The sequence below is a fragment of the Bradyrhizobium sp. SZCCHNR3119 genome, assembly GCF_032487775.1.
Classification (GTDB): Bacteria; Pseudomonadota; Alphaproteobacteria; order Rhizobiales; family Xanthobacteraceae; genus Bradyrhizobium.
In genome coordinates this window covers 1,325,098-1,348,435 of the sequence record NZ_JAUEUV010000002.1, presented here as the reverse complement: position 1 = coordinate 1,348,435, position 23,338 = coordinate 1,325,098, and the positions used below count along the sequence as shown (strand labels likewise).

Annotated in this window: 26 protein-coding genes; 19 read left to right on the top strand and 7 right to left on the bottom strand. The window is 65.0% G+C overall.

Annotated features, from left to right (window positions below; all coding sequences use genetic code 11):
• The first annotated feature begins 151 nt into the window (after positions 1 to 151).
• Together QX034_RS33705 and QX034_RS33700 are read left to right on the top strand one after the other, a co-directional pair.
• Entirely contained in the window at positions 152 to 466 is a 315-nt protein-coding gene (locus tag QX034_RS33705) for a hypothetical protein (protein ID WP_315703245.1), read from the top strand.
• Between the two features lie 4 nt (positions 467 to 470).
• Complete coding sequence (locus tag QX034_RS33700) at positions 471 to 701, top strand: hypothetical protein (RefSeq protein ID WP_315703246.1); 231 nt, start codon at positions 471 to 473, stop codon at positions 699 to 701.
• A 269-nt stretch (positions 702 to 970) separates the two neighbouring features.
• On the opposite strand, the gene QX034_RS33695 is transcribed toward QX034_RS33700, so the two are convergent.
• A complete protein-coding gene (locus tag QX034_RS33695; protein WP_315703247.1) occupies positions 971 to 1,231 on the bottom strand; it encodes a hypothetical protein in 261 nt (86 codons plus the stop codon).
• 141 nt (positions 1,232 to 1,372) lie between these two features.
• Positions 1,373 to 2,044, bottom strand: coding sequence for an XRE family transcriptional regulator (locus tag QX034_RS33690; RefSeq protein WP_315703248.1), 672 nt, complete (start codon positions 2,042 to 2,044; stop codon positions 1,373 to 1,375).
• A gap of 221 nt (positions 2,045 to 2,265) precedes the next feature.
• Here QX034_RS33690 and QX034_RS33685 point away from each other — a divergent pair, with 221 nt between their 5' ends.
• From QX034_RS33685 to QX034_RS33670, 4 genes are all read left to right on the top strand, one after another.
• A complete protein-coding gene (locus QX034_RS33685; RefSeq protein ID WP_315703249.1) occupies positions 2,266 to 3,762 on the top strand; it encodes an amidase in 1,497 nt (498 codons plus the stop codon).
• Positions 3,763 to 3,868: 106 nt separating this feature from the next.
• A complete protein-coding gene (locus QX034_RS33680) occupies positions 3,869 to 4,219 on the top strand; it encodes a RidA family protein (RefSeq protein WP_315703250.1) in 351 nt (116 codons plus the stop codon).
• Positions 4,220 to 4,234: 15 nt separating this feature from the next.
• Entirely contained in the window at positions 4,235 to 5,473 is a 1,239-nt protein-coding gene (locus QX034_RS33675; RefSeq protein WP_315703251.1) for an FAD-dependent oxidoreductase, read from the top strand.
• A gap of 216 nt (positions 5,474 to 5,689) precedes the next feature.
• Positions 5,690 to 6,064, top strand: a complete 375-nt coding sequence (locus tag QX034_RS33670) for a hypothetical protein (protein WP_315703252.1) — start codon at positions 5,690 to 5,692, stop codon at positions 6,062 to 6,064.
• A gap of 41 nt (positions 6,065 to 6,105) precedes the next feature.
• Here QX034_RS33670 and QX034_RS33665 read toward each other — a convergent pair whose 3' ends face one another.
• Entirely contained in the window at positions 6,106 to 7,359 is a 1,254-nt protein-coding gene (locus tag QX034_RS33665; protein ID WP_315703253.1) for a polysaccharide deacetylase family protein, read from the bottom strand.
• Positions 7,360 to 7,554: 195 nt separating this feature from the next.
• Positions 7,555 to 8,418 carry a polysaccharide deacetylase family protein gene (locus QX034_RS33660; RefSeq protein WP_315703254.1) on the bottom strand — a complete coding sequence of 288 codons (864 nt, stop codon included), beginning with the start codon at positions 8,416 to 8,418 and terminating at the stop codon, positions 7,555 to 7,557.
• Positions 8,419 to 8,529: 111 nt separating this feature from the next.
• Here QX034_RS33660 and mgtE point away from each other — a divergent pair, with 111 nt between their 5' ends.
• The 4 genes from mgtE (at position 8,530) to QX034_RS33640 (ending at position 12,155) form a co-directional block, all read left to right on the top strand.
• Positions 8,530 to 9,945 (top strand): magnesium transporter, encoded by a 1,416-nt coding sequence (mgtE, locus tag QX034_RS33655; RefSeq protein WP_315703255.1) that lies wholly within the window; start codon positions 8,530 to 8,532, stop codon positions 9,943 to 9,945.
• Positions 9,946 to 10,040: 95 nt separating this feature from the next.
• A complete protein-coding gene (locus QX034_RS33650; protein WP_315703256.1) occupies positions 10,041 to 10,328 on the top strand; it encodes a helix-turn-helix domain-containing protein in 288 nt (95 codons plus the stop codon).
• Between the two features lie 70 nt (positions 10,329 to 10,398).
• Positions 10,399 to 11,217, top strand: a complete 819-nt coding sequence (locus tag QX034_RS33645; RefSeq protein WP_315703257.1) for an aldo/keto reductase — start codon at positions 10,399 to 10,401, stop codon at positions 11,215 to 11,217.
• Positions 11,218 to 11,330: 113 nt separating this feature from the next.
• Complete coding sequence (locus tag QX034_RS33640) at positions 11,331 to 12,155, top strand: hypothetical protein (RefSeq protein ID WP_315703258.1); 825 nt, start codon at positions 11,331 to 11,333, stop codon at positions 12,153 to 12,155.
• Between the two features lie 16 nt (positions 12,156 to 12,171).
• Here the strand turns inward: QX034_RS33640 and QX034_RS33635 are convergent, their stop codons facing one another.
• On the bottom strand, positions 12,172 to 12,849 hold the full coding sequence (locus QX034_RS33635) for a DUF599 domain-containing protein (RefSeq protein WP_315703259.1): 678 nt from the start codon (positions 12,847 to 12,849) through the stop codon (positions 12,172 to 12,174).
• Positions 12,850 to 12,983: 134 nt separating this feature from the next.
• Between QX034_RS33635 and QX034_RS33630 the strand changes: the two genes are divergently transcribed.
• The 5 genes from QX034_RS33630 (at position 12,984) to QX034_RS33610 (ending at position 16,313) form a co-directional block, all read left to right on the top strand.
• On the top strand, positions 12,984 to 13,643 hold the full coding sequence (locus QX034_RS33630) for a glutathione S-transferase family protein (protein ID WP_315703260.1): 660 nt from the start codon (positions 12,984 to 12,986) through the stop codon (positions 13,641 to 13,643).
• 91 nt (positions 13,644 to 13,734) lie between these two features.
• A complete protein-coding gene (locus QX034_RS33625) occupies positions 13,735 to 14,103 on the top strand; it encodes a YidB family protein (protein WP_315703261.1) in 369 nt (122 codons plus the stop codon).
• A 205-nt stretch (positions 14,104 to 14,308) separates the two neighbouring features.
• On the top strand, positions 14,309 to 14,500 hold the full coding sequence (locus tag QX034_RS33620; RefSeq protein ID WP_315704252.1) for a hypothetical protein: 192 nt from the start codon (positions 14,309 to 14,311) through the stop codon (positions 14,498 to 14,500).
• 375 nt (positions 14,501 to 14,875) lie between these two features.
• Positions 14,876 to 15,850 carry a hypothetical protein gene (locus tag QX034_RS33615; protein WP_315703262.1) on the top strand — a complete coding sequence of 325 codons (975 nt, stop codon included), beginning with the start codon at positions 14,876 to 14,878 and terminating at the stop codon, positions 15,848 to 15,850.
• A 22-nt stretch (positions 15,851 to 15,872) separates the two neighbouring features.
• Complete coding sequence (locus QX034_RS33610) at positions 15,873 to 16,313, top strand: DUF1489 domain-containing protein (RefSeq protein WP_315703263.1); 441 nt, start codon at positions 15,873 to 15,875, stop codon at positions 16,311 to 16,313.
• 38 nt (positions 16,314 to 16,351) lie between these two features.
• Here QX034_RS33610 and panC read toward each other — a convergent pair whose 3' ends face one another.
• The gene (gene panC, locus QX034_RS33605) at positions 16,352 to 17,203 is read right to left on the bottom strand and encodes a pantoate--beta-alanine ligase (RefSeq protein WP_315703264.1); all 852 of its coding nucleotides are present in this window, start codon (positions 17,201 to 17,203) and stop codon (positions 16,352 to 16,354) included.
• Between the two features lie 264 nt (positions 17,204 to 17,467).
• On the opposite strand from panC, the gene QX034_RS33600 reads away from it, so the two are divergent.
• The 4 genes from QX034_RS33600 to QX034_RS33585 all read left to right on the top strand — a co-directional run bounded on the left by QX034_RS33600 (position 17,468) and on the right by QX034_RS33585 (position 21,325).
• Positions 17,468 to 18,391 carry a division plane positioning ATPase MipZ gene (locus QX034_RS33600; protein ID WP_315703265.1) on the top strand — a complete coding sequence of 308 codons (924 nt, stop codon included), beginning with the start codon at positions 17,468 to 17,470 and terminating at the stop codon, positions 18,389 to 18,391.
• Positions 18,392 to 18,800: 409 nt separating this feature from the next.
• On the top strand, positions 18,801 to 19,679 hold the full coding sequence (locus QX034_RS33595) for an alpha/beta fold hydrolase (protein WP_315703266.1): 879 nt from the start codon (positions 18,801 to 18,803) through the stop codon (positions 19,677 to 19,679).
• 101 nt (positions 19,680 to 19,780) lie between these two features.
• Positions 19,781 to 20,536 carry a VWA domain-containing protein gene (locus QX034_RS33590; protein ID WP_315703267.1) on the top strand — a complete coding sequence of 252 codons (756 nt, stop codon included), beginning with the start codon at positions 19,781 to 19,783 and terminating at the stop codon, positions 20,534 to 20,536.
• 72 nt (positions 20,537 to 20,608) lie between these two features.
• Positions 20,609 to 21,325, top strand: a complete 717-nt coding sequence (locus QX034_RS33585; protein WP_315703268.1) for a DnaJ domain-containing protein — start codon at positions 20,609 to 20,611, stop codon at positions 21,323 to 21,325.
• A gap of 239 nt (positions 21,326 to 21,564) precedes the next feature.
• Here the strand turns inward: QX034_RS33585 and QX034_RS33580 are convergent, their stop codons facing one another.
• On the bottom strand, positions 21,565 to 23,313 hold the full coding sequence (locus QX034_RS33580; RefSeq protein WP_315703269.1) for a D-alanyl-D-alanine carboxypeptidase: 1,749 nt from the start codon (positions 23,311 to 23,313) through the stop codon (positions 21,565 to 21,567).
• Positions 23,314 to 23,338: the final 25 nt, after the last annotated feature.

Below are 23,338 nucleotides of genomic sequence, written 5' to 3'. Positions count from 1 at the left end.
ATCTGCCAGCCGTCGGATGATGCTGTGTTCACCCGCTCGACGTCGCCAATGCGCAAACCCGTTTGCGCCGCACTGACGGAACGGCGTTACATCCGAGAGGCCTGCGGAACGAAACGGGTAGTTAGTCTTTCTCTGACTTTGGGAGGTGCCCATGAATTCTCACGCAGTGGAAGGAGCGTGTGCGTTCGCGTGGCGGAACTACTTGCTGCTGCATAGCGATATTGACGAGAACGACAGCGTGCGTTCTGCCCTCTATCGCTACATCGCCGACGTTCGCGATGCCGGCGCAGAGGATTTTGAGGTCCTGCAAATCGCGGCAGTCGCTTACTTGAAGAAGCTGGATGAATTTCATGAGGACGGATTTGCGAGAGTGGCGGCGGATCGAATCCTGGCCGAGTGCCTGGAATCACGCAGCGCACAGCTCGACACGTCGAGTGAGGTCACACCACGGAAGGAGAGGAGCTAACAGCATGGCAGACAATGCGCCCCAGGCAAACCGCTTCGCGCTCGATCCACAAAGGCGCATCGCCGCAGTCGCGGCAGTCGGCATGAATGTCTTAAAGCCAGTGATGCACTTTCAAATCGCGATGCTGAGAATGTGGGCCGACAGTATCGAGAGATTTGCGGGCAGTTACGATAAAGGGGTGGAAGAAGCCGCGGCCACCGTACAGGAAAACGCAGAGAAGGACCGGGCCGCGTAGATTGGCGCAAATGGGCAATTAACTCCGCTCCGGTTCACGAGCAAGCGTAGCCCGGATGAGCGGAGCGACATCCGGGATTGCATCCCCCGCATGTCGCTCCGCTCATCCGGGCTTCTTGCTCATGCAGGCTGCTGGTCGAAGTGTTTCTTTGCCCATGGAGAATTCCTCACATTCGCCCAGAGATCGGCAAGCTGGCCGCTTACGGCGGGCGCGCGCATAGTATGCGTTTCAGGGGGAGGGGCATAAAATCGGAATTAGCTAGATAGTGCCTACCCATAGGCATCGCTGTCGATGCCGTATTCATCGTAGATGGTCAGCGGGTCGCGGCCGGGACAGAGTCGGCACTTGGCCTGGGCGAGACGCAGCTTGACGGCGTCGGGTGTGCGGCCGTTGGCCAAGAGCTTCCGCAGCTCGTCCATATGCACCCGCGGTTGGTGCTTCTCCGGGAGCTGCTCCAGCGCAACGAGTGCGGTGGCGAGCGCTTCGGTGACGACCCAATCGTCGTGGCCCGTGATTCCCGGTCGCGGCATCGGCGCACCTCTCGTCCATCTGAGCTGGAAGGCGTGACGGCGAGCCATTGTAGCGCGATCATGTCGCGTCGGCCATCGCGCGCTGCGAGGTCGCTTTGACAAGACCGCGTCAAGAAGAGGTCCCGAAGAGGTAAAGCCGCCTCACGCCTCGGCGTCGCGGCTTGCAATCCGATGCAGCTGTTCGAACAGGTCGGGCGTTTCGCTGGTGCAGAGGCAGACGCCTTGCGCCGAGTCGGCTTCGCCGGCGTTGAGGTAGGCGTGGCCCATGGTGCTGTCGATGTAGATGCCGTCGCCCTCGTGCAGGATCTCCGGCGCGTAGAACTCGGTGTGCACCGCGATCATGCCGCGGGTCACCATGAAATATTCCTCGCCGCTATGGCGCAACAGTGGGCCGAACTCATCCAAGGTGCGGGCGCGCACCTCGGCGAGCATCGGCACCATGCGCTTTCCGATCAGGTCGGTGCATTGATAGGTGTAGGTGTAGAACTTTGTGTTGACGACCTGGCCCTGGCCGACGCGGCTGATGCTGCGCCGGGCAGTCACGGCACGGCCGGGCTCGGGCCGCGGCGCCACCGGGCTGAACAGTTCGGCGATGTCCATCTTCAGGCCGGAGGTGAGCTGCAACAGCTTGTCGTAGGTCAGCGACATCAGGCCGTTTTCGACCTTGGACAGGGTCGAGAGCGCCATCCCGGTCTTTTCCGCCACCTGCTTCAAGGTCAGCCCCCGGGCCTGGCGCGCCGCCTTGAGGCACTGCCCAAGCTGGGAATGCGGACCCTCGGCCGCATTTGGCTCGTTCACAGCGGTATCTGCCATATCCATCTTTCGGAAAAATCGTTTAGCGGATCGTATCTTGGTCGGCTCTTGGATTGCGTCGCTTGCCCGGTCCGACTCTCGCGCGAATCTGTCGGAATTTCAATCAGCTGCCGGACTAGCCTCTTATTCATGCAGAATTGCCGGCAGGATGCGGCATTTTCGTGCCATGCATTTCGTTTCGCTTATGCTAAATAGTTTTCAGTTTTGGAAAGAGAAGTGCCGTGGAATCGATTTGCGATCAAACTGCCGTCGATCTGATGCAGCAGCTCAAGGGCCGGGCCGTGTCGCCGGTCGAGCTGCTCGAAGCCTGCCTGGCGCGCATTGCCGCCATCAATCCCGCCATCAATGCGGTGGTGACGCTGGATGAAGAGGGGGCGGCCCGCGCCGCAAAGGCGGCGGAAGCGGAGCTGCTCAAGGGCGAGGATCGCGGGCCGCTGCACGGCCTTCCGGTGCTGATCAAGGACACCCAGGACACCGCGGGCCTGCGTACCACCTACGGCAGCCCGCTGTTTGCCGACCATGTTCCGGCGGCCGATCAGGCCTCGATCGGGCGGCTGCGTGCGGCAGGCGCGATCATTTTCGGCAAGACCAACACGCCGGAATGGGCCGCCGGCGCTAATACCCGCAATCCTGTGTTCGGTGCCACCGGCAATCCGTTCGATCCGATGCGCTCATCGGCCGGCTCCTCCGGGGGCTCGGCGGCCGCGCTCGCCTGCGGCATGGCGCCGCTGGCGTCCGGTTCGGACACCGGCGGCAGTCTGCGTAATCCGGCTGCCTTCTGCGGCATCGTCGGCATGCGGCCATCCTATGGCCTGGTCGCAAGCGAGAAGCGCGCCCATGGCTGGTCGTGCCTGTCGACCGATGGACCGATGGCACGCAACGTCGCCGACGCCGCGCTGATGCTGGCGGCGATGGCAAGCGACGACAGCCGCGATCCGCTCGCCTACACGCTGCCGAACGAGCCCATTCGCGGCGTGCTCGGGCGCTGGACGCCGCCGGCGCCGATCGATCTCGGCAAGCTGCGACTCGCCTTTACCGAGGATTTCGGCTTTGCGCCAACGGAGAAAGCCGTTCGCCGCGTGCTCACCAAGCGCGTCAAGCGGATGGCGCCGCTGTTTGCAGGTTGCGAAGAGGCTTCGCCCGACTGCACCGGCGCCGACGAGGCTTTCGCGGTGTTGCGCGCCTCGATGTTCCTGACCAACCACGGCAAGAATTTTCGCGAGCGGCCGGAGATGCTCGGCCCCAATGTCCGCGCCAATGTCGAAGAGGCGTTGCGCTACAGCCTCGACGATTACGCCAAGGCCGCGGCCGTCCAGACCCGGATCTATCGCGCCTACCAGAGCTTCTTCGAACGTTTCGACGTGCTGGTCAGCCCCGCGATCACGCTGTCGCCGCGGCCGTGGTCGGAGCTCTATCCGACCGAGATCGACGGCGCGCCGACGCGGTCTTACTTCCACTGGCTCGCGCTCGCTTATGCGGTGACGCTGACCGGCCATCCCGCGCTGTGCCTGCCGCTCGGCGTGGACGAAGCCGGCCTGCCGTTCGGTCTGCAGATCGTCGGCCCCCGCGGCGGCGATGCGCGCGTGCTCAGCGTGGCCGCAGCGCTCGAAGCAGCCTTCGCTGAAGATCCCGAACTGGGCCGGCCGAAGCCGGACCTCGCGAAGCTCGCCGCCGCACCGCCGCTGTCGTCAGCGCCGGGCTTCAAGTCCTGGGATTGATCCCGGGACCGATCTGGGACTGACGGCGCGCGGTGCCGTCGCCACATGGATGACGCGTGCGCTCGCGGCATCCGCAAGACTGACGAAAGACACATAGGAGACAAAGATGTCCGTTCCGCCCTCATATCCGTTCTCGCTGGTGCGCCGCGCCGCGGGCCTCGTGTTCCTGTCAGGCGAAGTGCCGCGCGCGGACGACGGCACGATTCCCGAAGGGATCACCGCGCAGACCGACCTCACGCTGCAACTGATCGGCGAGACGCTCGCGGACGAGGGGCTGTCGCTGCAGGACGTGGTGTCCTGCACCGTCTACCTGGCCGACCGCTCGGATTTTGCGGCGTTCAATGCGGCCTATCGCAAGCATTTCCAGGATCCGCTGCCGGTGCGCACCACGGTGGAAGCCAAGCTGATGCTGGATGCCAAGATCGAGATCACGATCATCGCGGCCGAACGGAAATAAGCGGGAGTTTCGACCATGAAAAACGCGATCGTTCTCGGCGGCGGCATGGTGGGTGTCGGAACGGCTTTGCATCTGCAAAGCCGCGGCTGGTCGGTCGCGCTCGTCGACCGCAAGGAGCCCGGCCGCGAGACCAGCTATGGCAATGCCGGCATCATCCAGAGCGAGGCCGTGCGCCCCTACGCGATGCCGCACGACATCAGCGGCCTGTTCGACATTGCGACCGGTAGCACCAATGACGTGCATTACGAGCTGCTGGCGCTGCCGTATCATATGCGTCCGTTGCTGCAGTATTGGTGGAACTCGTTTCCGAAGCGGCACGAGCAGATCGCGCAGACCTACGCGCGGCTGATCGGGCGCGCCGCGCCCGAGCATGAGCCGCTGATTGCGGCAGCGGGTGCCGGCAATCTGGTGCGTCGGGACGGCTTCCGGGTGATCCATCGCCAGCAGGCGCAGTTCGACAAGGAGGTCAAAGAGGCCGAAGCGGTGCACGACGCCTTCGGCGTCAAGTTCAGGGTGCTCAGCGCGCGCGAGCTCGCGCAGGCCGAGCCGGGGCTCACCGACAGCGGGCTTGGCGGGCTGCAGTGGCTGGAGCCGTGGACCGTGTCAGATCCGGGCGGGCTGGTCGCATCCTATGCCGATCTGTTCATCCGCCGCGGCGGCAAATTCATTCACGGCGATGCGACGAGCCTGGCACAGACCGGTAGCGGCTGGTCGGTGCGGACCAGCGAGGGGCAGATCGATGCCGAAGCTGCGGTGGTGGCGCTCGGGCCATGGTCGCCCGAATTCCTGAAGCGCTTCGGCTACGACATTCCGATGGTGCGCAAGCGCGGCTATCACCGGCACTACGCCGGCGGCGCGCCGCTCGATCTGCCGCTGCGCGATGCGGCCTTCGGCTATCTGATGAACCCGATGGTCAAGGGTGTGCGCATCACCACCGGTGCCGAGCTGTCGGGCCCGGACGCCAAGCCGACGCCGGTGCAGCTGGCCAAGGCGGAGCGCGCTGCGCGGCAACTGATGGATCTCGGCAAGCCGGTCGAACCGGAGCCGTGGCTCGGCACAAGGCCGTGCATGCCGGACATGTTGCCGGTGGTCGGGCCGGCCGCCCGGCACAAGGGCCTGTGGCTGCATTTCGGCCACGGTCACCAGGGCTTCACCTTGGGCCCGGCGACCGGGCGCATCCTCGCCGAGATGATGAGCGGTGAGTCGCCGGGCGTCGATGTGGCAGCCTGCGCGCCCGAGCGTTTCGCGGCGTAAGCCTGCCAACGAAGCTACGCGTCGCGCGATCCTGACGTGCTCAATGCACCAAAGCCGCAGTCCTGAAGGCTGCGGCTTTGTCGTTTTGCAAGCCGCGAGCGCAGGCCGCGCGCGTTTGTCTTCGATCCGAACGAGTTTACCGCAGATTTGTTCACCTGATCGTGTATAGAACGAGGCAGCTTCGCCACTTCAAGCACCAGCGCCAGGACGAGAACGATGCGATTGCTCGCCATCATTTATCGCGCCATCTCCAACTTCGCGTTCCTGGCGATGGTCTATCTGAGCCTGAACTTCATCGAGAAGTACCACGACCGTGCCGTGCTCGCGATGTTGATCCTGCTCTATGCGGGCATGCGCAGCGTGATCGTGCTGCGCTCGTTTCATTTCTACACGCGGGTCGAACGGTTGGAAGTCGAGATGCGCCGGCTGATCGGCATGATCGGGGAGGGGCCGAGCGGCTCGGGCGCGCGCAAGCAGGTGGTCGCCGACGTGAGCGTCTTGCGCCGCGATGGCGAGATCAAATCCTATATCGACCTGTTCTTCCTCGCCGCTGTCGTCATCCTGTGCGTTGCCAAGATCGTGACGGATTGATCGGCCGTTATTGCCGGCGGCAATCGCGCAAGTCGTAGTGGTCAGCGCTTCCGCAAGCTCGCCAAACGAACCGCGCGCGAAGCCGGCTTGCCTGCGGACTTTGTTGAAGCCTTCGCTGCAGACTTGGCTGAAGTTTTTGCCGGGGTCTTTGCTGCGGATTTGGCTGCTGGATTCGGCGGCACAAGCGCCATGCTGGCGAGATGGCGTCGAGGCGGCGCGACCGGCATCGGCGCGGGTATCGCGAACAGGTTCGCGGCGGGCACCGGCAGCACGGTCGCGAGCTTGCCCGGTGAGGACGGGTTGTCCGCTTGCGGCCAGGACGCCTCGCGCCGGAGCGACGAATCGTCGGATGGTCCGGCAGACAGCAAGTCGAGATCCGCAGCCGTCGCGCGCGAGTGGGTGACCGAGCCGGCGAAGTTGAAGCTCGGGAGCGCCGGCCATTGCGCCACCGGAACCTCGCCGGCGTGCGGGTGCACCAGCCATTCCTGCGGCTCGGTCGGCGTTGCCGGCCGGTCGGGCGTCGCCGGCACGACCTGGACGATGCGATAGCCGCGCGCCTTCAATTCGTTCAGGATCTTCGGCAACGCGGCGACCGTGCGGGCGTGAATGTCGTGCAGCAGCAAGATGCCCTTGCCGCGCGCTTCCAGCCGCTTCATCGCGAGCTCATAGACGCGATTGGCGGAGATATTGCGCCAGTCGTCGGCGACAAAATCGGCGCTCCAGACCTGCAGCCCGAGCGAAGCGGCATACGTCTCTACGCCCTCGCCACGCGAGAGGCCGGGCACGCGGAAGAACGGCGTCAGGGCCGAGGGATCGGTCAGCGCGGCCGACACCGAGGCGATGCCCTGATCGACCTCGGGCTTCGACTGCTCGACCGTCATCTTGTTGAACGAGAGCGGATGGTTCTGGCTGTGCGTGCCGATGGTGTGGCCCGCGGCGGCGAGCTTGCGCACGCCCTCCGGGCTGGCCTTGGCCTGGCGGCCGATCGTGAAGAAAGTCGCCTTCACGCATTGATCGGCGAGAACCTGCAGCACCTGGTTGCTGTATTTCGGCAGCGGACCGTCGTCGAACGTCAGCACCACCTCGTGATCGTGCAGCGGCAACGTCTCGCGATACTGCATGGCGCCGATGCGCGGATGCGCAAGCGGATCGACGACCAGCACGCGCGATGTGCCGAGCGCATCCGGATGACCCGGGCACTCCGCGGCCGCTGCCGCGCTGGTGCCGAGCAGCGCACACACCAGGACGGCGCTCCAACGCCGCTTGCCGAGGCAAACCGAACGATTGTCACTCATCACGCAGCTTGCATCCTCATTCCAGCGCCGCAACCTCAAGCGGCGCAAATTCTAGCAGGGATCAGCCATAGCTGCGACCTGCGATCGGCGCCACGGGCGCATTTGCATTTCCGTTGTGGCGCATTTGCAGGCGGCGCAGCTTTACAGGTGGCGCAGCGCGCGCGAAAGACTAGCCATCGCCGCATGAACGACGCATTAATCGCGAGCGGCGTGGATATCCGGCTGCGCAGCCTCGTCCGATTGCTTCGTCGCTGGCGGCACGATGTGGACCACCTTGTAGCCGTGCTGCTTGAGATAGCGGAGGAAGGCGGGCAGCATCGCATCCGTGCGCGGCTGCGGGTCGTGCAACAGGATGATGCCCTTGCGATCCTGTTCGAGCCGGCTGGTCAGAATCTTGAGTTCCTGCTCGGGCGATATCGGGTTCCAGTCCCCGGCCCACAGATCCGCGCCGAACACGGCGATGCCGCGAGACTGCAGCAGCTGCAGCGTCGCCGGGGTCGATTCGAAATAGGGAAAACGGAAAAAGGGCGTCGATGGCGTGGTTGTCGACACCCCGTGCAGCGCCTTCTCATCGGCGGCAATGCCGCGGTCGATCTCCTGGATGGCCTGTGCCGGTGTCAGGTGCGCAAGATTGGCGTGGGTGTAGGTGTGATGCCCGATCGTGTGCCCTTCGGCGGCGATCTTTTGCACCACCGAGGCTCGTCCCGAAGCCGGCTCGCCGACCAGGAAGAAGGTCGCGCGCACGCACTCCTTGGCCAACTCGGCCAGTACCTTGTTGGTCCTCGGCGGCGAGGGGCCGTCGTCAAAGGTGAGCACGACCTCGTGATCATGGAGCGGCAATGTCTGCGGGAAGCTCTTCAAGCCGACGCGCGGGTAAATCTTGGGATCGACGGTGAGCACACGTGACGTGCCGAGCGTGCCCGCGCGCGGACATTGGGCCGACGCGCCGGTCGCGGACGCCGTTGCCGCTGCGGCCACGCTGTGGGGCAGCCCAAGCCAAAGTCCGAGCCCAAGCAGAATGGCCGCTGCGTTCACCCAAATTCCGATCTGGCTCTTCATCTGGCGCCTCGGCAGCATGTTTCTGATTGCGTCGCGTGTGGCCCATTAGGTAATGCGTCAAAGCACGTTTCAGACCAGTTTGCGTGATCTGTCAAACCCGCGAGGCCCGCCATGGATGAACAATTGGACGTGGCCCATGATGCAGCGGTTCTCGACCGCGCTCCCATGCGGATGGACAACGGCGAGATCCGGCCCGAGTTCATCGAATCCATCACCGCAGCCATTGCGTCGGAGGACGAGGCGTTCCTGCGTGCGGAGATTGCGGAACTGCATGAAGCGGATCTCGGCGACCTCATCGCGGCGCTGGCGCCGGAGGATCGGGTTCGGCTGGTCGAGCTGACCGGCACCGATTTCGATTTTTCCGCACTGAACGAGGTCGACGATGCCGTCCGCGAGGAAATCCTCGAGGAACTGCAGCCGGAGACCGTCGCAGAAGGCGTCCGCGAGCTGGAATCCGACGATGCCGTCGAACTGCTCGAGGGGCTCGACGAGAAGGATCAGGAGGAAATCCTCGACCGGCTGCCTCCGTCCGAGCGCGACGTGCTCGAGCGCAGCCTGGACTATCCGGAGGGCTCGGCCGGCCGGCGCATGCAGAGTAAATTCATCGCCGTGCCGCTGGATTCGACCGTGGGCCAGGCGATCGACTACATGCGCGAGACGCCGAACCTGCCGGACCGGTTCTACGAGATCTATGCGGTCGACGGCGTGCAACATCTGCAGGGGGCGGTCGCGCTGGATGCGCTGTTGCGGGCGCGGCGCCCGGTGCCGCTCGCTGAGCTGATCGATGAAGACCGCCGCCGGGTCTCGGTCACCGATGATCTCGCCGAAGTGGCGCGCCTGTTCGGCAAATACAATCTGGTCGCGGCGCCGGTGGTCGATGCCGACAACCGGCTGGTCGGCGTCATCACCATCGACGACGTCGTCGACGTGATCGAGGAGGAGGCGGACGAGGACTTCAAGGCGCTGGGCGGCGTCTCCAGCGATGAGGAGCTCTCTGACAGCGTCTGGACCATCGCCAAGGGCCGCTTCAACTGGCTCCTGATCAATCTTGCCACCGCATTCCTGGCATCCTCGGTGCTCGGACTGTTCGAGGGCCAGCTCGAGAAGATGGTCGCGCTTGCGGTGCTTGCGCCGATCGTCGCGAGCCAGGGCGGCAATGCCGCGACGCAAACTATGACGGTTGCAGTGCGCGCCTTGGCCACGCGCGAGCTCGGCTCCAACAACGCCTTTCGCGTCGTCTTGCGCGAGGGACTGGTCGGCCTCGTCAACGGCGTTGCCTTCGCCCTGATCACAGGCGTCGCTGCGGTCGCCTGGTTCAAGATCCCCGGGCTTGGCATCGTGATCGGGCTCGCGATCATCTCGAACCTGGTGGCCGGCGCGCTCGGCGGCATCCTGATCCCGATGGTGCTCGATCGGGTGAAGGCGGATCCGGCCGTCGCGTCCGGTACTTTCGTCACCACCGTGACCGACGTGGTCGGCTTCTTCGCCTTTCTCGGCATTGCGACATTGTGGTTCGGGCTTAAGTGACCGGATCGAATAGCTGAGAGATTTGAAGGGCTTTTATCGTTAATCCGACCTTAACGCGGCTGCGCGAGAGTGGCGCACCGAGACGGAGTCGGATCATGCAACGTTTGCGCTTGAAGGCAGATGGACGGATCGTGGAGCTGCGCGACGGCCAGGAATTTCCACTGGCGCCGGCTGCGGCACCCACCGCGCCTGCCGAGGTTCGCGACCTCAGGCGCCGCGCCCATCTCACTCAGCAGGAATTCGCCGCCAAGCTCGGGGTCCCCGTCGAGACGATCCGGAACTGGGAGCAGGGCAAGCGCATGCCGCGGGGGCCGGCCCGCGCACTTCTGACAGTGATCGCGCACGCGCCGGATACGGTGTTCGCTGCCTTAGCCAAGACTTAAGCTCAAACCTAGTCTCGCATGGCACCATCTGCAGATGCGGACATAATGCCTCCCATCGGAGGGCGCGGCCATGCAAGCGATCGAGGCCAACGGCGCCAGCATCCCGGCGATCGGACTGGGAACCTGGGAATTGCGCGGGCGGAGCTGCGCCCGCATCGTCGAGCAGGCCTTGAAGCTCGGCTATCGCCATATCGATACCGCCCAGGTCTATGAGAACGAGCGCGAGGTCGGGGAGGGGCTGCGTGCCTCGGGCATCCGCCGCGATGCCGTCTTCCTGACCACAAAGGTCTGGACCACCCACTTCGCGCCCCATGACCTCGAACGCTCGGCGAAGGAGAGCCTGGCGCGGCTGCGCGTCTCCGAGGTCGACCTGTTGCTGCTGCACTGGCCGAATCCGCAGGTACCGCTGGCGGAGACCCTGGGCGCGCTGGCGCATGCAAAGGCGCTCGGGCTGACCCGCCACATCGGCGTGTCGAATTTCACGGTGGCCCTGGTCGAGGAGGCGGTCGCGGCCAGTTCCGAACCCCTGGTGTGCAACCAGGTCGAATATCATCCCTATCTGGACCAGACCAAGGTGCGCGAGGCCTGCGCCCGCCACGGCCTCGCCGTGGTCGCCTACAGTCCGGTGGCCAGGGGCAAGATCAAGTCCGATGCGACGCTGATCCGAATCGGACGCGCGCACGGCAAGACGCCGGCGCAGGTCTGCCTGCGCTGGCTGGTGCAGCAGAATGTGGTCCCGATTCCCCGCACCTCGCGCATCGAGCGGCTGTCGGAGAACATCGCCATCTTCGATTTCGCCTTGTCGGATGCAGAGATGGACGAGATCTTCGCGCTCGCTAGTCCTGAAGGACGGCTCACCAACTTCGCCTTCGCGCCGAAATGGGATTGAGGCCCGACCGCGGCTTGCTATGCTCGGGCTGAGATGGCACACGCGATGGCCAGCGCGCCGCGTGGCGGCGCCAGGGCCTCGGCGATGACCGCGCGGACGCGCGAAGAAGCAGCATGGAACGGTGGCAGTTTATCCGTTGGGGCATCGCGGCGTCGGTGCTTGCGCATATCGTCATCGCGGCCCTGATTTTCCTGTCGACCGGCGTGCGGCGCTTCGAGCCTCCTGCACCGGAGGTCGTGGCGGTCGACATCGTCGATCCGGATGAGCCTGCGAAGGCGCCTGAACCCGCGCCGAGCCCTTCACCGACGCCTGACCTCGCCTTGCCCAAGCCGGACGTCTCGCCGGCGCCCGCGGCGGCCGCACCCGCTCCGGCACCCGCACAACAGCCGACCCCGGCGCCAACGCGCGAAGCCAAAGTGCCACAGCCGCCCGAGCCGCAGCCAGAAACGAAGCCGTCCGCGCAGCCGCAAGCTCCGGCCCCGTCACCGGCAGCACCGAGCTACGTCCCCGCGCAACCGGACCTGACGGTCAAATATGGCGTGATGCTGGGGCTACCGCCGCCCTTGCCGCCTTTATCCGCGTCAGGGGACGGTTCGGAGGACGGCAAGGATGCCGGACCTTCGGCGAACACCAATCTCTCTGCCAATCTCGTGGCGCCGTTCCGGCAGCATCTGAAAAGCTGTTCGAAATTGCCGGCTTCCGTGTCCCGTTCCGACAACATCATGGTCAAGCTTCGCGTGGCCATGATGCCGGACGGTCGGCTCGCGGCGGAGCCCGTGCTGATCGCGGGCACCGCCTCGGTCAAGGCGTTGGATCTGAAGCAGAGCGCCGTGCAGGCGCTCACGGCCTGCCAGCCTTACGGGATGTTGCCGCCGGACCGCTATCGCGAATGGAAGGTCCTCGAACTGTCGTTCACGCCCCAGGATTTCGTGGACTGAGGGACGCTGCTCCCACTCAATGGCCCATGGCCTCCCAGGCGCTGGAGGCGAATTGCCGGCGCCAGGTCACGATGACGACGGCCGCCGTCGTGACGAATAGCGCCCAGGGGCTCACGAACCACCCGAGATAGCCGAGCGCGAAAAAGAAGGCGCGCTGGCCGCGATTGAAATGGCGGCCGCCGGCCTCGAACAGGCGCGTGGTTCGGATCACATGGGCTTCGGCCTCCGGCGTGCCGCGCTGCGGCGCCAGCGGCATGCCGCCGATCAGGATCGCGACATAGTTGAACAGCCGATAGGCCCAGGCGAACTTGAAGAAGGTATAGATGAAGATCAGGACCAGTCCGACGCACTTCACCTCCCACAGGGCCGGGTGCGGGCTGAGGTCGACCGGGAAGGTCTTGAACACGGCGAGCGCATCGCTGGTCGAGCGCAACAGCGCAAGCCCGCCGCCGATCGCGATCAGGCTCGAGGAGGCGAAGAAGGCGGTGCCGTTCTGCAGGGACGACATGATCTGCATGTCGACCATGCGCGCGTCGCGCTCGAGCAGGCGCCGGATCCAGACCTCGCGGTACGCATTCATCCGGGCCGAGAGGCTGTTCCGCCCATAGGCCGTGTGCTCCAGGGTGATGGCATAGACCACCCATTCCAACACGAAAAAAGAGACCGCAGCGATATCGACGGTATACGTGCTCATCCTGTATTCCTTGCCAACCGCGAGTGTCCTGAATCCGAAGCTTGCTTCAGCCGTGGCTTGGCTGCGCGGGACCAAGGCAGACGCCGCGCGGCTCGGCATCGCAAGACGACGTCGCAATGGAGACAGGTTCGGACATGACGTTGAAGCTCGTAATCGGCAACAAGAATTATTCATCCTGGTCGATGCGGCCGTGGCTGGCGATGCGCGGCTGCAACATCGCCTTCGAAGAAATCTTCGTGCCGCTCTATACCGACGACAAGGCTGACAAGGATCGGCTGTTGAGCTTCTCGCCGGCGGGAAAAGTGCCGATCCTGATCGACGGCGACATCACCGTGTGGGATTCGCTTGCGATCATCGAATATCTCGCGGAGCGTTTTCCCGACGCCGAGCTGTGGCCGAAGGACCTCGCCGAGCGCGCCTATGCGCGCGCGATTTCGGCCGAGATGCATTCCGGTTTCGTGCCGCTGAGGAGCGCGTGTCCGATGAACTTGCACCGGCCGGTGCGGGCAATCGCCTTGTCGGAGGAGGTGAGGGCCAATATCGCGCGCATCGAGCAGATCTGGCAGGAGTGCCGCCTTCGCTATGGGACGCGCGGACCGTTCCTGTTCGGCGCATTCAGCGCGGCTGACGCCATGTTCGCCCCGGTCGTCCACCGCTTCCGCACCTTTGCCATCGACGTCACGCCGCAGGCGCAGGCGTATATGGATACCATGCAGGCGATGCCCGCCTGCGCGGAATGGACCCGGGACGGGCTTGCGGAAACGCTGGTCATCGACCGGATCGAGCAGATCTGAGCGCACAGCAAGATGACCGCGGGGAGCTTGGGCCTGCCCTGTGCGTCCTGGTATGCTTGCTGAAGTGGATGTAGCGGACGGAGCGGTAGCGATGGGATTCCTCGACGAACTCAAGAACTCGCCGGCCTTTCGGGGCGCTCTGGGGCAATTGGAGGCCGCCGTGCTTCCCGTCGTCCTGAACGAGGTCTTCGGCCAAGGCGGGCAGGGCGGTTTGAGCGCGATCGTCGCCAAGCTGGAGCAGGCCGGTTACGGCGCCCAGGTCAAATCCTGGCTCGGCAACGGCCAGAACCTGCCAATCTCGGCCGAGCAGCTGCAGCAGGTGCTCGGCAGCGACGTGGTGAAGCAGCTCGCGGCCCGCTACAACATTCCCGTCGACCAGCTCTCCAAGGTGCTTGCCGAGCAATTGCCGCTGGCCGTCGACCACGCGAGTCCGGACGGGAGGCTTCCCCATACCGCCTGATCGGCCGGATCGCCGGAATGCGGGGCGCGCTGCCGCTCCCGGCGGGCATCATGCTGAAAAGGTTTGCAAAATTGACGTATTCGCCATGCGCGCTTCGCTGGCCAGGGAGCGGGCCTGCGTGCTATAGACGCCATTAATATAAGAGAGCCGGATGGCTCCGCCGCGGGGGACCGTTGGCGGCCCGGCGTTCAAGCAGGAGAAGGCGTTGAAACACAAATTCCCCGTCGGGGCGACCGTCACCTTTACCGCAAGCAGCGTCTCGCGCCCGGCCGCCAATGGTACCTATGAGATCATCCGCCAGCTCCCGACCGAGGGCGACGACTACCAATACCGCATCAAGAGCTCGACGGAGGCGTTCGAGCGCGTTGCCAAGGAAAGCCAGCTGGCGCAGTCTTAGCGCGCACTCTGGACTGAGGCGGCGAGCAGCTTCGGCCAGTGCGATTTATTTGACCCCGTTGCCGCGTGGCTGCGGCCCGATGGAACAAGGAGGGGAACAACCGCCGCTGCGCTGCTGTGCTCGCTGGACGCCGCGCAGAGGAGGGGCAGAGGGGGTAACGACGGGACGTTCCATCCGCTTGCGGATGGGGTGGGGATAGCGGGTCGCCTTGAACCACTCTCCGCGCGCACAGCGGTCGGAATCGGCCTATGGTCGGGTGGCTGGGCCGCCTGAGGTCTGTGTTGCATTTGGCCATTGCTGATCGCCTATCGCGGCCCCGCGCTCCGGGCGCGACTATCGCAATCGATCGCCGGCTCGCCAAAGGGACCGTTGCGCATGAACTTGACCTTGCCCGACCAATTCTGGAGCTCTCCGGCCTTCCCGATGTGGCTCACCTTGGCGGCCGCGGCCTTTTTCGGCCTGGTCGTCCTGGTCACGCTGTTGCGCGCCGAGAAGTCGGTTGCCAATGGAGCGCTCACGGTCATCACCCTGTTGGCCGTCGGGATCGCGGTTGCGTCCACGATGCGAAGCCTGGATGAGGGCGGCCATAGCGAAGCCAGCGAGAACGTGGCCATGCCGGCGGGCACCATGCTTCCCGCGCTCGCCTGCGTCGACGATCTCGCGGGCGATCTCGTGCTGTCGAACTGCGAGAAGAATCTGTTCGGGGCGGCCGACGCCACCGCGGCCGCGGTGAGCTATGCGGGCGCCATGATCTCCCGCTTGACCGCAACCGGCGACGTGACTGCCGCCAACAAGATCATGACCCCCGAACTGCTCGCGCTGCGTCGGGCGATCGAGCGCGACCGCTACGGATTGATGGCCTATGTGCTGCTCACGCGTGACCGCTGCACCCCCTCCGACTGCTACGCGTTCCGCTCCGTGACCGACCGTCAGCAGCTCGTCAGCAATATGGAGGGGCGAACCTATGAGGGGTTGGTGACGCGCTATGCGTCGCAGTGGAATGTCCCTCAAGCGGCCCCCGGCGCGCAATCGCAAGCGGCGACCGGCAGCTTTGCCGGACTGGCGCCGTCCATGCCGACGGGCAAGCCCACCAATGCGGAGTTTCCGAGCGCGTCCTCGACGCCGCCGGTCAGCATCATGGTTCCGGAGCCGACCGCATCGACCTCGCGCTCGGCCGCAACCGGGGGCGCGGCTTCGGCCGCTCCCGCGCCGCGGGCGCCGTCGCCTGCGGTCGCGGCGAGCCACGCCCAGGCGCCGGCCAAGAAGCCTGCGGCGCCGAAACCAAAGCCGCCTGCATCGACGCCACAGGCCGCACCCGAGGCAGCCGAACCGGCGCCGAGCAACGAGTAAGCGCTAACCCCTCTGTAAGGCCATGTCCCTCCATTTGATCAAGCTGGCCGTCGGCTGCGAGTCGGTCAACGAACTGAAGGAATGGATCGCCGAGCGCATGCAGGCGGCCAGGAAGAAGGGGCTGCCGGAGCACCACGTGCATGTGACCCGGATGACGCCGAAGCGGATCGAGGAGATCCTGGCCGGCGGATCGCTCTACTGGGTGATCCGGGGCGAGATTGCCGCGCGCGAGAGGATCATCGCCGTCGAGCCGTTCCGCGATCGCGACGGCATCGGACGCTGCCGCCTGGTGATGCAGCCGAAGGTGATCTCCGTCTCGCCGCGGCCGATGCGTCCGTTCCAGGGCTGGCGCTACCTGAAGCCGGACGATGCGCCGCCCGATCTCGGCAAGGCGAGCGCCGACAGCGTGGCCGCCATGCCCGAGCCGATGCGGCGTGAATTGCGCGATCTCGGGCTGCTCTGATTCGTCGGTGGCACCTCAGCCTGCCGGGCTGCGTAGACTTACGCCCCGATGTTGTCGATCAGCCGGGTCTTCCCGAGTTTGGCTGCCACCAGGATACGCCAAGGTCCGTCCTTGGCCGAGGCGAGCGGGGCGAGCGTCTCCGCGTGGCGAACCTCGAGGTAATCGAGCACGAAACCGGCGCTCGTGATCAATTCGGTCCCGCCCGCAACTGCGGCTTCGATGCTGCCTCCGGCGCGCAGCCTGCCGGCAACCTCCTTCATGGCCTTATAGAGCGTCGGGGCGGCGCGGCGTTCCTCCGCGGACAGGTAGACGTTGCGGGACGACATCGCGAGGCCGTCGCGCTCGCGCACGGTGCGTGAACCGATCACCCTGACGCCGAGATCGAGATCGCGTGCGAGTTGCGTCACCACGCGCAGCTGCTGATAATCCTTCTCGCCGAACACAGCGATGTCGGGCCGGCATTGGGTGAAGAGCTTGGCGACCACGGTTGCGACCCCGCCGAAGAACTGCGGGCGGTAACGATCTTCGAGGCCGGCCAGAGCTGCCCCCTCCGGGACAATGCGGGTTGCAAAGCCATCCGGATACATCGCCTTCGCGTCGGGATGCCAGATCAGGTCCACCTTCTCGGCGGCGAGCTTTGCTACGTCCTCCTTCCAGGTGCGCGGATAGGATCCGAAATCCTCGGTCGGTGCGAACTGAGTGGGGTTGACGAAGATGGAGACGGCCACCTTGTCGGCGCGCCGCTTTGCCAGTCGCACCAGGGACACATGCCCGTCATGGAGCGCTCCCATGGTGGGGACCAATGCAAGCGACGCCTTTCTTGCGCGCAAGCCATCGAGCGCACGACGCAGTGCGGACAGGTTGCGGACGATCAGGGGACTTCGTGACATTTTTGCTCGATCTGCAGACTGAAATGATGAGGTCGTGTGTTAGTTCTTGACCGGTTGACGGCCGACCTTATCAAGGACGATGCGAGACCACCAAGCGTACTTAGCACGTCTGCTGCTGCTGCCGCACGCATCCGCGTCGCAGGCCGCTCGGTCGTGAGTCAGACGCCGGCGCGTCGCGCATTGCGATGCGGGCTTACAATACGCGCGCATTTAACTTGACCGCAGACGAGCGTGACTCGAAGATGATCGCGAGGGGTCGTTGACATGCTGGTGCAGACGAGCCAGGGGCAATCGGGTTCGGCCCATGTGATCGTGCTCGGTAACGAGAAGGGCGGTTCCGGCAAGTCCACGACCGCTCTGCACATCGCCGTGGCCTTGATGAAGGCCGGCCAGCGCGTCGCCACCATCGATCTCGATTGCCGGCAGCAGAGCTTCACCCGCTACATCAACAACCGCAGCGCCTGGGCGCGCCGCACCGGTCTGCCGCTCGAATTGCCGACGCACTACTGCATCAAGCTCGGCCAGACGATGCAGATCGCCGAAAACGAGAACGCCGAATTCCAGCAGTTCATCGAGGCCGTCGCCGCGGTCGAACATGCCTTCGACTTCATCGTGATCGATACGCCGGGGACGGACAGCTACCTGATGCGGCTCGCGCATTCGATGGCCGATACGCTGGTGACGCCGATCAATGACAGCTTCCTGGATTTCGACGTGCTCGGCACGGTCGATCCTGCCACCTATGCGGTGACCGGCGAGAGCCATTATGCGGAGATGGTCCGCGACGTCAGGCGCAAACGGCGGCAGGTCGACGGTGCGAGCACCGACTGGATCGTGGTGCGCAATCGGCTCTCGATGCTCGGGTCGCGCAACAAGCAGTTGGTGGCGGAAGGGCTGAGGGAGCTGTCGTCGCGGCTCGGCTTCCGTTCGATCGACGGCTTTGCCGAGCGGGTGGTCTATCGGGAATTCTTTCCGCGCGGCCTGACCGCGCTCGACGATATCGACGAGGCGACGCTCGGGACCCGTCCCAATCTCGGCCACGTGACGGCCCGGGAAGAGGTCATGACCCTGTTGCGGCAGCTCAAGCTGCCGCTGGACGAGCGCGGACGGCGCCGCGCCGCGAACCGGGCGGAATGGTTTGCCCAGGTCGATAAGCCGCTGGATGTCCACGACATCATCAGTGCCTGAGACGTCGGGGGCAATCGCTTCGGCTTGCCTAAGGTTCAGCTTGCCTAAGGTTCGACTTGCTTAAGGTTCGACTCGCCTGAAGTTCGCCTTGCCAAAAATGTCCGGATCCGGCGAGGGGTCCCGCAAATCTACGGATTTGTCGCCGCGCGACCCGGGAACCCGAATTGCGCGATCCGCTTTACGGACAATTAGGCATCGGATTGAATTCTTCCATTGCCATCCAGCGCCCAAAGAGAGCGGGCGCGTGCCCCAGGTTATGCTGCACAGCAGTTAGCTGCAACGCACAACGATGAGGCGGCCGATACACAACATTTAGTCTTCCGGTCACAGGGCCGTTACATATATTAAACACAAGGGGCAGTCAGAGTTCGGTTGCAACCGCTAAGGGCTGAGGAGCCCGAGGACGAACATGAAACGTGGAATCAGCGTTCTGTTGTCTGTCAGTGTTCTGGCCGCGGCCGGCTACGTGACCATGAGCAAATGGGCGATCCGGCACGAGACGCTTCGTTTCCATGACGCATCCCGCGACAATCGCCTGGTCGAGGTGGATGTGGCCGTCCGGCGCGACAAGGAGATGCAGGCCGACGCCGGGATGATCAAGCTGCCGGTCGCGATCCTCAATCACGGAAATACCGTCAAGTTCACCGAGTATTCCTTCCTGGCCAACGTGTTCGCCGCGCGCGGCTACATGGTGGTCAGCATCCAGCACGACCTGCCGACCGACCCGCCGATGGTGACCAAGGTCGGCGAGATCTATGTCGGCCGGCTGCCACAGATTCAGCGTGGCGTCGCCAACATCAAATTCGCCGTGGAGGAGATGCGCCAGGTCGAGCCCAACGCCGATTATGGCCATCTGACCATCGTCGGCCATTCGATGGGTGGCGACATCTCGATGTATTTCGCCAAGCAGTATCCCGATGAAGTTCGCAAGGTGGTGACGCTCGATAATCTGCGCGTGCCCTTCATCACCCAGGGCAGGTTCAAGATCCTGTCCTTCCGCTCCAACGATCCGCAGTTCAAGACCGATCCGGGTGTGCTTCCGAGCGACGATGTCTGCGAGAAGGAAGGCATCACGGTCGTGAAGACCGACTTCCAGCATAACGACATGCGCGACACCGGCCCGGAAGAGGCCAAGGTGTCGATTCAGGCCATGCTCGACAAGTTCCTGGCGGATAGCGACAGCGCAAGCGACGTATCGCCGGTCAAGACCAAGTCACCGCTGACCGATCCCGGCCCGGTCGCGCCCTATGCACCGGTGGCAAAGCCCGCCAAGCCGCTGACCCACTAACAAGGGAGCGCGCCTGCCGCCGGGCCGCCTTCCGAGCCCGGGAGCGCATTGCAGGTCCTGCCGCGGCTGCCCACATCCCAGGGGCAGCTTCGTGAGCGAGGATGACGACCGACCCCACCAAGATACGCCCCGACGAGGCGACCTCGACCAGCGCCGAGACGCGACACGGCAGCGTGCCGGAGGAGGCGCGCTCGAGCGCTTCCGCCATTGCCGACTTCGTCGCCAAGGCCCGCTCCATGGCGCCAGCGGCGGGCACCCGAGGCCGGCTGGTCTTCGCGCTCGACGCCACCATGAGCCGACAGCCGACCTGGGACATGGCCTGCGCGTTGCAAGCCGACATGTTTCGCGAGGCGGCTTCGCTCGGCAGCCTCGATATTCGCCTGATCTATTATCGCGGCTTCGACGAGTGCCGGGCCACGCGCTGGATTTCCGACAGCGCCCAGCTCGCGCGCTTGATGGGCAAGATCGACTGCCGCGGCGGCAACACCCAGATCGGCAAGGTGTTGAGTGAAGCCCGCCGCGACGCCACCGCGTCCGGTGTGCGGGCTCTGGTTTTCGTCGGGGACGCGATGGAAGAAAGCGTCGACGAGCTCTGTAACAAGGCCGGCGAACTCGGCATCCTCAAGGTGCCGATCTTCATGTTCCAGGAGGGACATGATCCCACAGCCGAACAGGCCTTCCGTGAGATCGCGCGGCTCAGCGGCGGCGCCTGGTGCCGCTTCGATCCAGGTGCTGTCGCTCAGTTGCGCGAGCTGCTGCGCGCAGCAGCCGCTTATGCCGCCGGCGGCCGGGAGGCGCTGCTGCAGCTGTCCGCACGCGAAGCGGGCGCGGCGCGGCTGCTTGGGCAGATGAAGTAGCGGCACGGCCGGCGTCGGGCGAGGCGTAATCTCCGTCCTGCTTTTTCCGGAGCACGCGACTATATTCGGCCCATGACTCTCGTTGCAGGCGCCGTCGCCGTCATCACCCTTTATTTGCTGCTGCAGATGTTTCGCGCCGCGAACCCTGCCGTGCTCGCGCGCGCGATCAAGATCGTGGGCGGCATCCTGTGTCTGGCCGTGGCGGCCTTTACCGGAATTCGCGGCGAATTCGTCGTGGCCATCCCGATCGGGCTGTTTGGGGCCGGTCTGTTGGGCTGGGCGCCGTCCGGCATCGGCAATTTCGGAAATATCTTCGGACTGGGGTCGAAACGCTCTGCGGGCAACAGCTCGCAGGTGCGCTCGCAATTCATCGAGATGATGCTCGATCACGACAGCGGACGGCTGGCGGGTCGGTTCGTCGCCGGTCCGCATACCGGCCGTTCGCTCGACGATTTCGATCTGCCGCAGCTGGCGGCGATGATCCCGACGCTCGACGTCGATAGCGTCGCGTTACTTGAAAGCTATCTGGACCGCCGGTTTCCCGCTTGGCGTCAGCACGCGGATCGAGACGCGGCAGGGGGGCAGCGCCGCGCGGCGGCGAACGGCAAAATGACGGCGGAGGAGGCCTATCAGATCCTTGGCCTGCAGCCGGGGGCGGGGCGGGACGAGATCGGGCGCGCCCACCGTGCGCTCATGAAGAAACTGCATCCCGATCAGGGGGGGTCTACGTATCTCGCCGCCCGGGTAAACGAGGCCAAGGATACTCTGCTTCGCACGCATCACGGCTGACTCCGGCAACGCCACTCACGCCACAAGACCGAAACCGCTTCCATCGCTTGCTCTGCCGACGCCGGCAGTCGCCCGCCGTTGACCGGCGCGATCGATCGTTCATGGTGAAGAAGTTCTAGCCCTAAATTCTTGACGAGAGGTTTGCGCGGCGGCTGTTGGCGGCCGCGGTCAAGGCGAGACAAACAAAAAAGGCCCGTGCGCGTGGCGCACGGGCCTCATGGTTGCAGGATTTGCCGTTCTTAGTTGTGCACGGTCATGCAGGAGATGTCGGCGCGCTTCAGCTTCTTGCAGACGGCTTCGGCTTGATCACGATCCAGACCGGCGAAGCGGGCGCGGATCAGCGTCTTGTCGCCCTTCGACACGGTTTCAGTGAACGGATCCGCCTTGCTGAGCAGGCCTTGGGCCTGGCTCCGCGCGGTTTCGATTCGCTTCTGGGCTTCCGCTTCGCTTTCCAGGGCGCCGACCTGAACGATCCATCCGCTGTGAGTGACGGTGACTTTCGTGGCAGCTTCCGAGGCCGGAGCGGCGGAGGCCTGCTGCTGCAGCGGGGCCGGAGGTTGCGGCGCCGGCGCGGCATAAGCCATGGCCTGCGAGGAGGCCGGCGGCAGGCTCGAGGCGGGCAGGACGCCGAGGATGCCGTTGCCCGTGCCGTGGCCGGGCGGCTGCGGCGGCAACTCGGCCCGCTGCGGCTCGGGCCGATAGCCGTCATTCCGGGCGGCTTCGACCGGGGCTACCGGCTGCGGGGAGGCGGAGGCGAGCTTGACCGGACCGGCCTTGACCTGAACGGTCTTCACTCTGACCGGCTTCATCGGCTCGGTGGAGCCGGGCATGATCGACATCGGCTGGCTCTCGATCACGCCCGAGGTCATCGGAGCCGGTTCGCTCTTCGCCTCGAACTTCTTGTTGTCCTTCGGCTGCGTCGGCGGCAAGGCGGCGGTCGCCTCCGACAGCGCCGAGAAAACCCTCGCGGCGCGGCTCGGTGCCGGGGCGTCGGGAGCGGCCGAGGCGACCTGTGTCGCGCCTTGGTCGGCCGTCTCGGGGGATGAATCGGAGCCGCTGCGTTCCGTGATCGCCGCGACCGTGCGCCTGGACGCGGCCTTATCGAGATTCTCCGCCAGCAGGTTGCGCATGATGGCGTCGCGGGAGCCGCCGCTGCGGCCGCCCAGCACGACGCCGACCAGGAAGCGGTTGCCGCGATGAAGCGAGGTGACGAGATTGAAGCCCGACGCGCGCGTGTAGCCGGTCTTGATGCCGTCGACGCCATCGACGCTGCCGAGCAGGTGATTGTGATTGCGGATCGACTGACCGCGATAGTTGAAGACCTCGGTCGAGAAGTAACGATAGTAGCGCGGGAAGCGATCCTGGATCGCGCGGCCGAGGATCGATTGATCGCGCGCCGTGGTGATCTGGTCATCGTCCGGCAGGCCCGAGGCGTTCACGTAAGTGGTGCGGCTCATGCCGAGCGCACGCGCCTTGCGGGTCATCATCTTGGCGAAATTGTCTTCGTCGCCGCCGATGGCCTCGGCAATCACCACTGCGGCGTCGTTGGCCGAACGCGTCACCAGGCCCTTGATGGCATCCTCGACGCGGATCGACTGGCCCGGGCGCAGGCCGAGCTTGGTCGGCGATTGTTCGGAGGCGTGCTCGGAGACCGACATCTCGGTGTCGAGCTTCATCTTGCCGGACTCCAGCCGCTCGAACAGCAGATAGAGCGTCATGATCTTGGTCAGCGAGGCCGGATGCCGCAGCGCATCGGGGTTGGTCGCCGTCAACGTCGCTCCGGAATTGCCGTCGACGATGATCGAGGCGAAGGCGGGACTGTAGCTGCCCTCGTCATTACGCGGCGAGTGGCGCGATGCGTGATGGTGCCGATGATGTCGACGCGCTTCGGCGCTGTCGACCGTGAACACCGCCGCGGTCGCGAGCGTGAGCATCCCGTAGATGCCAACCCGCACCAGGCGCGAGGAAGCCAAGTTTTTGCGAAGCATGAAATCCCCGTCCAATTTCTGACTT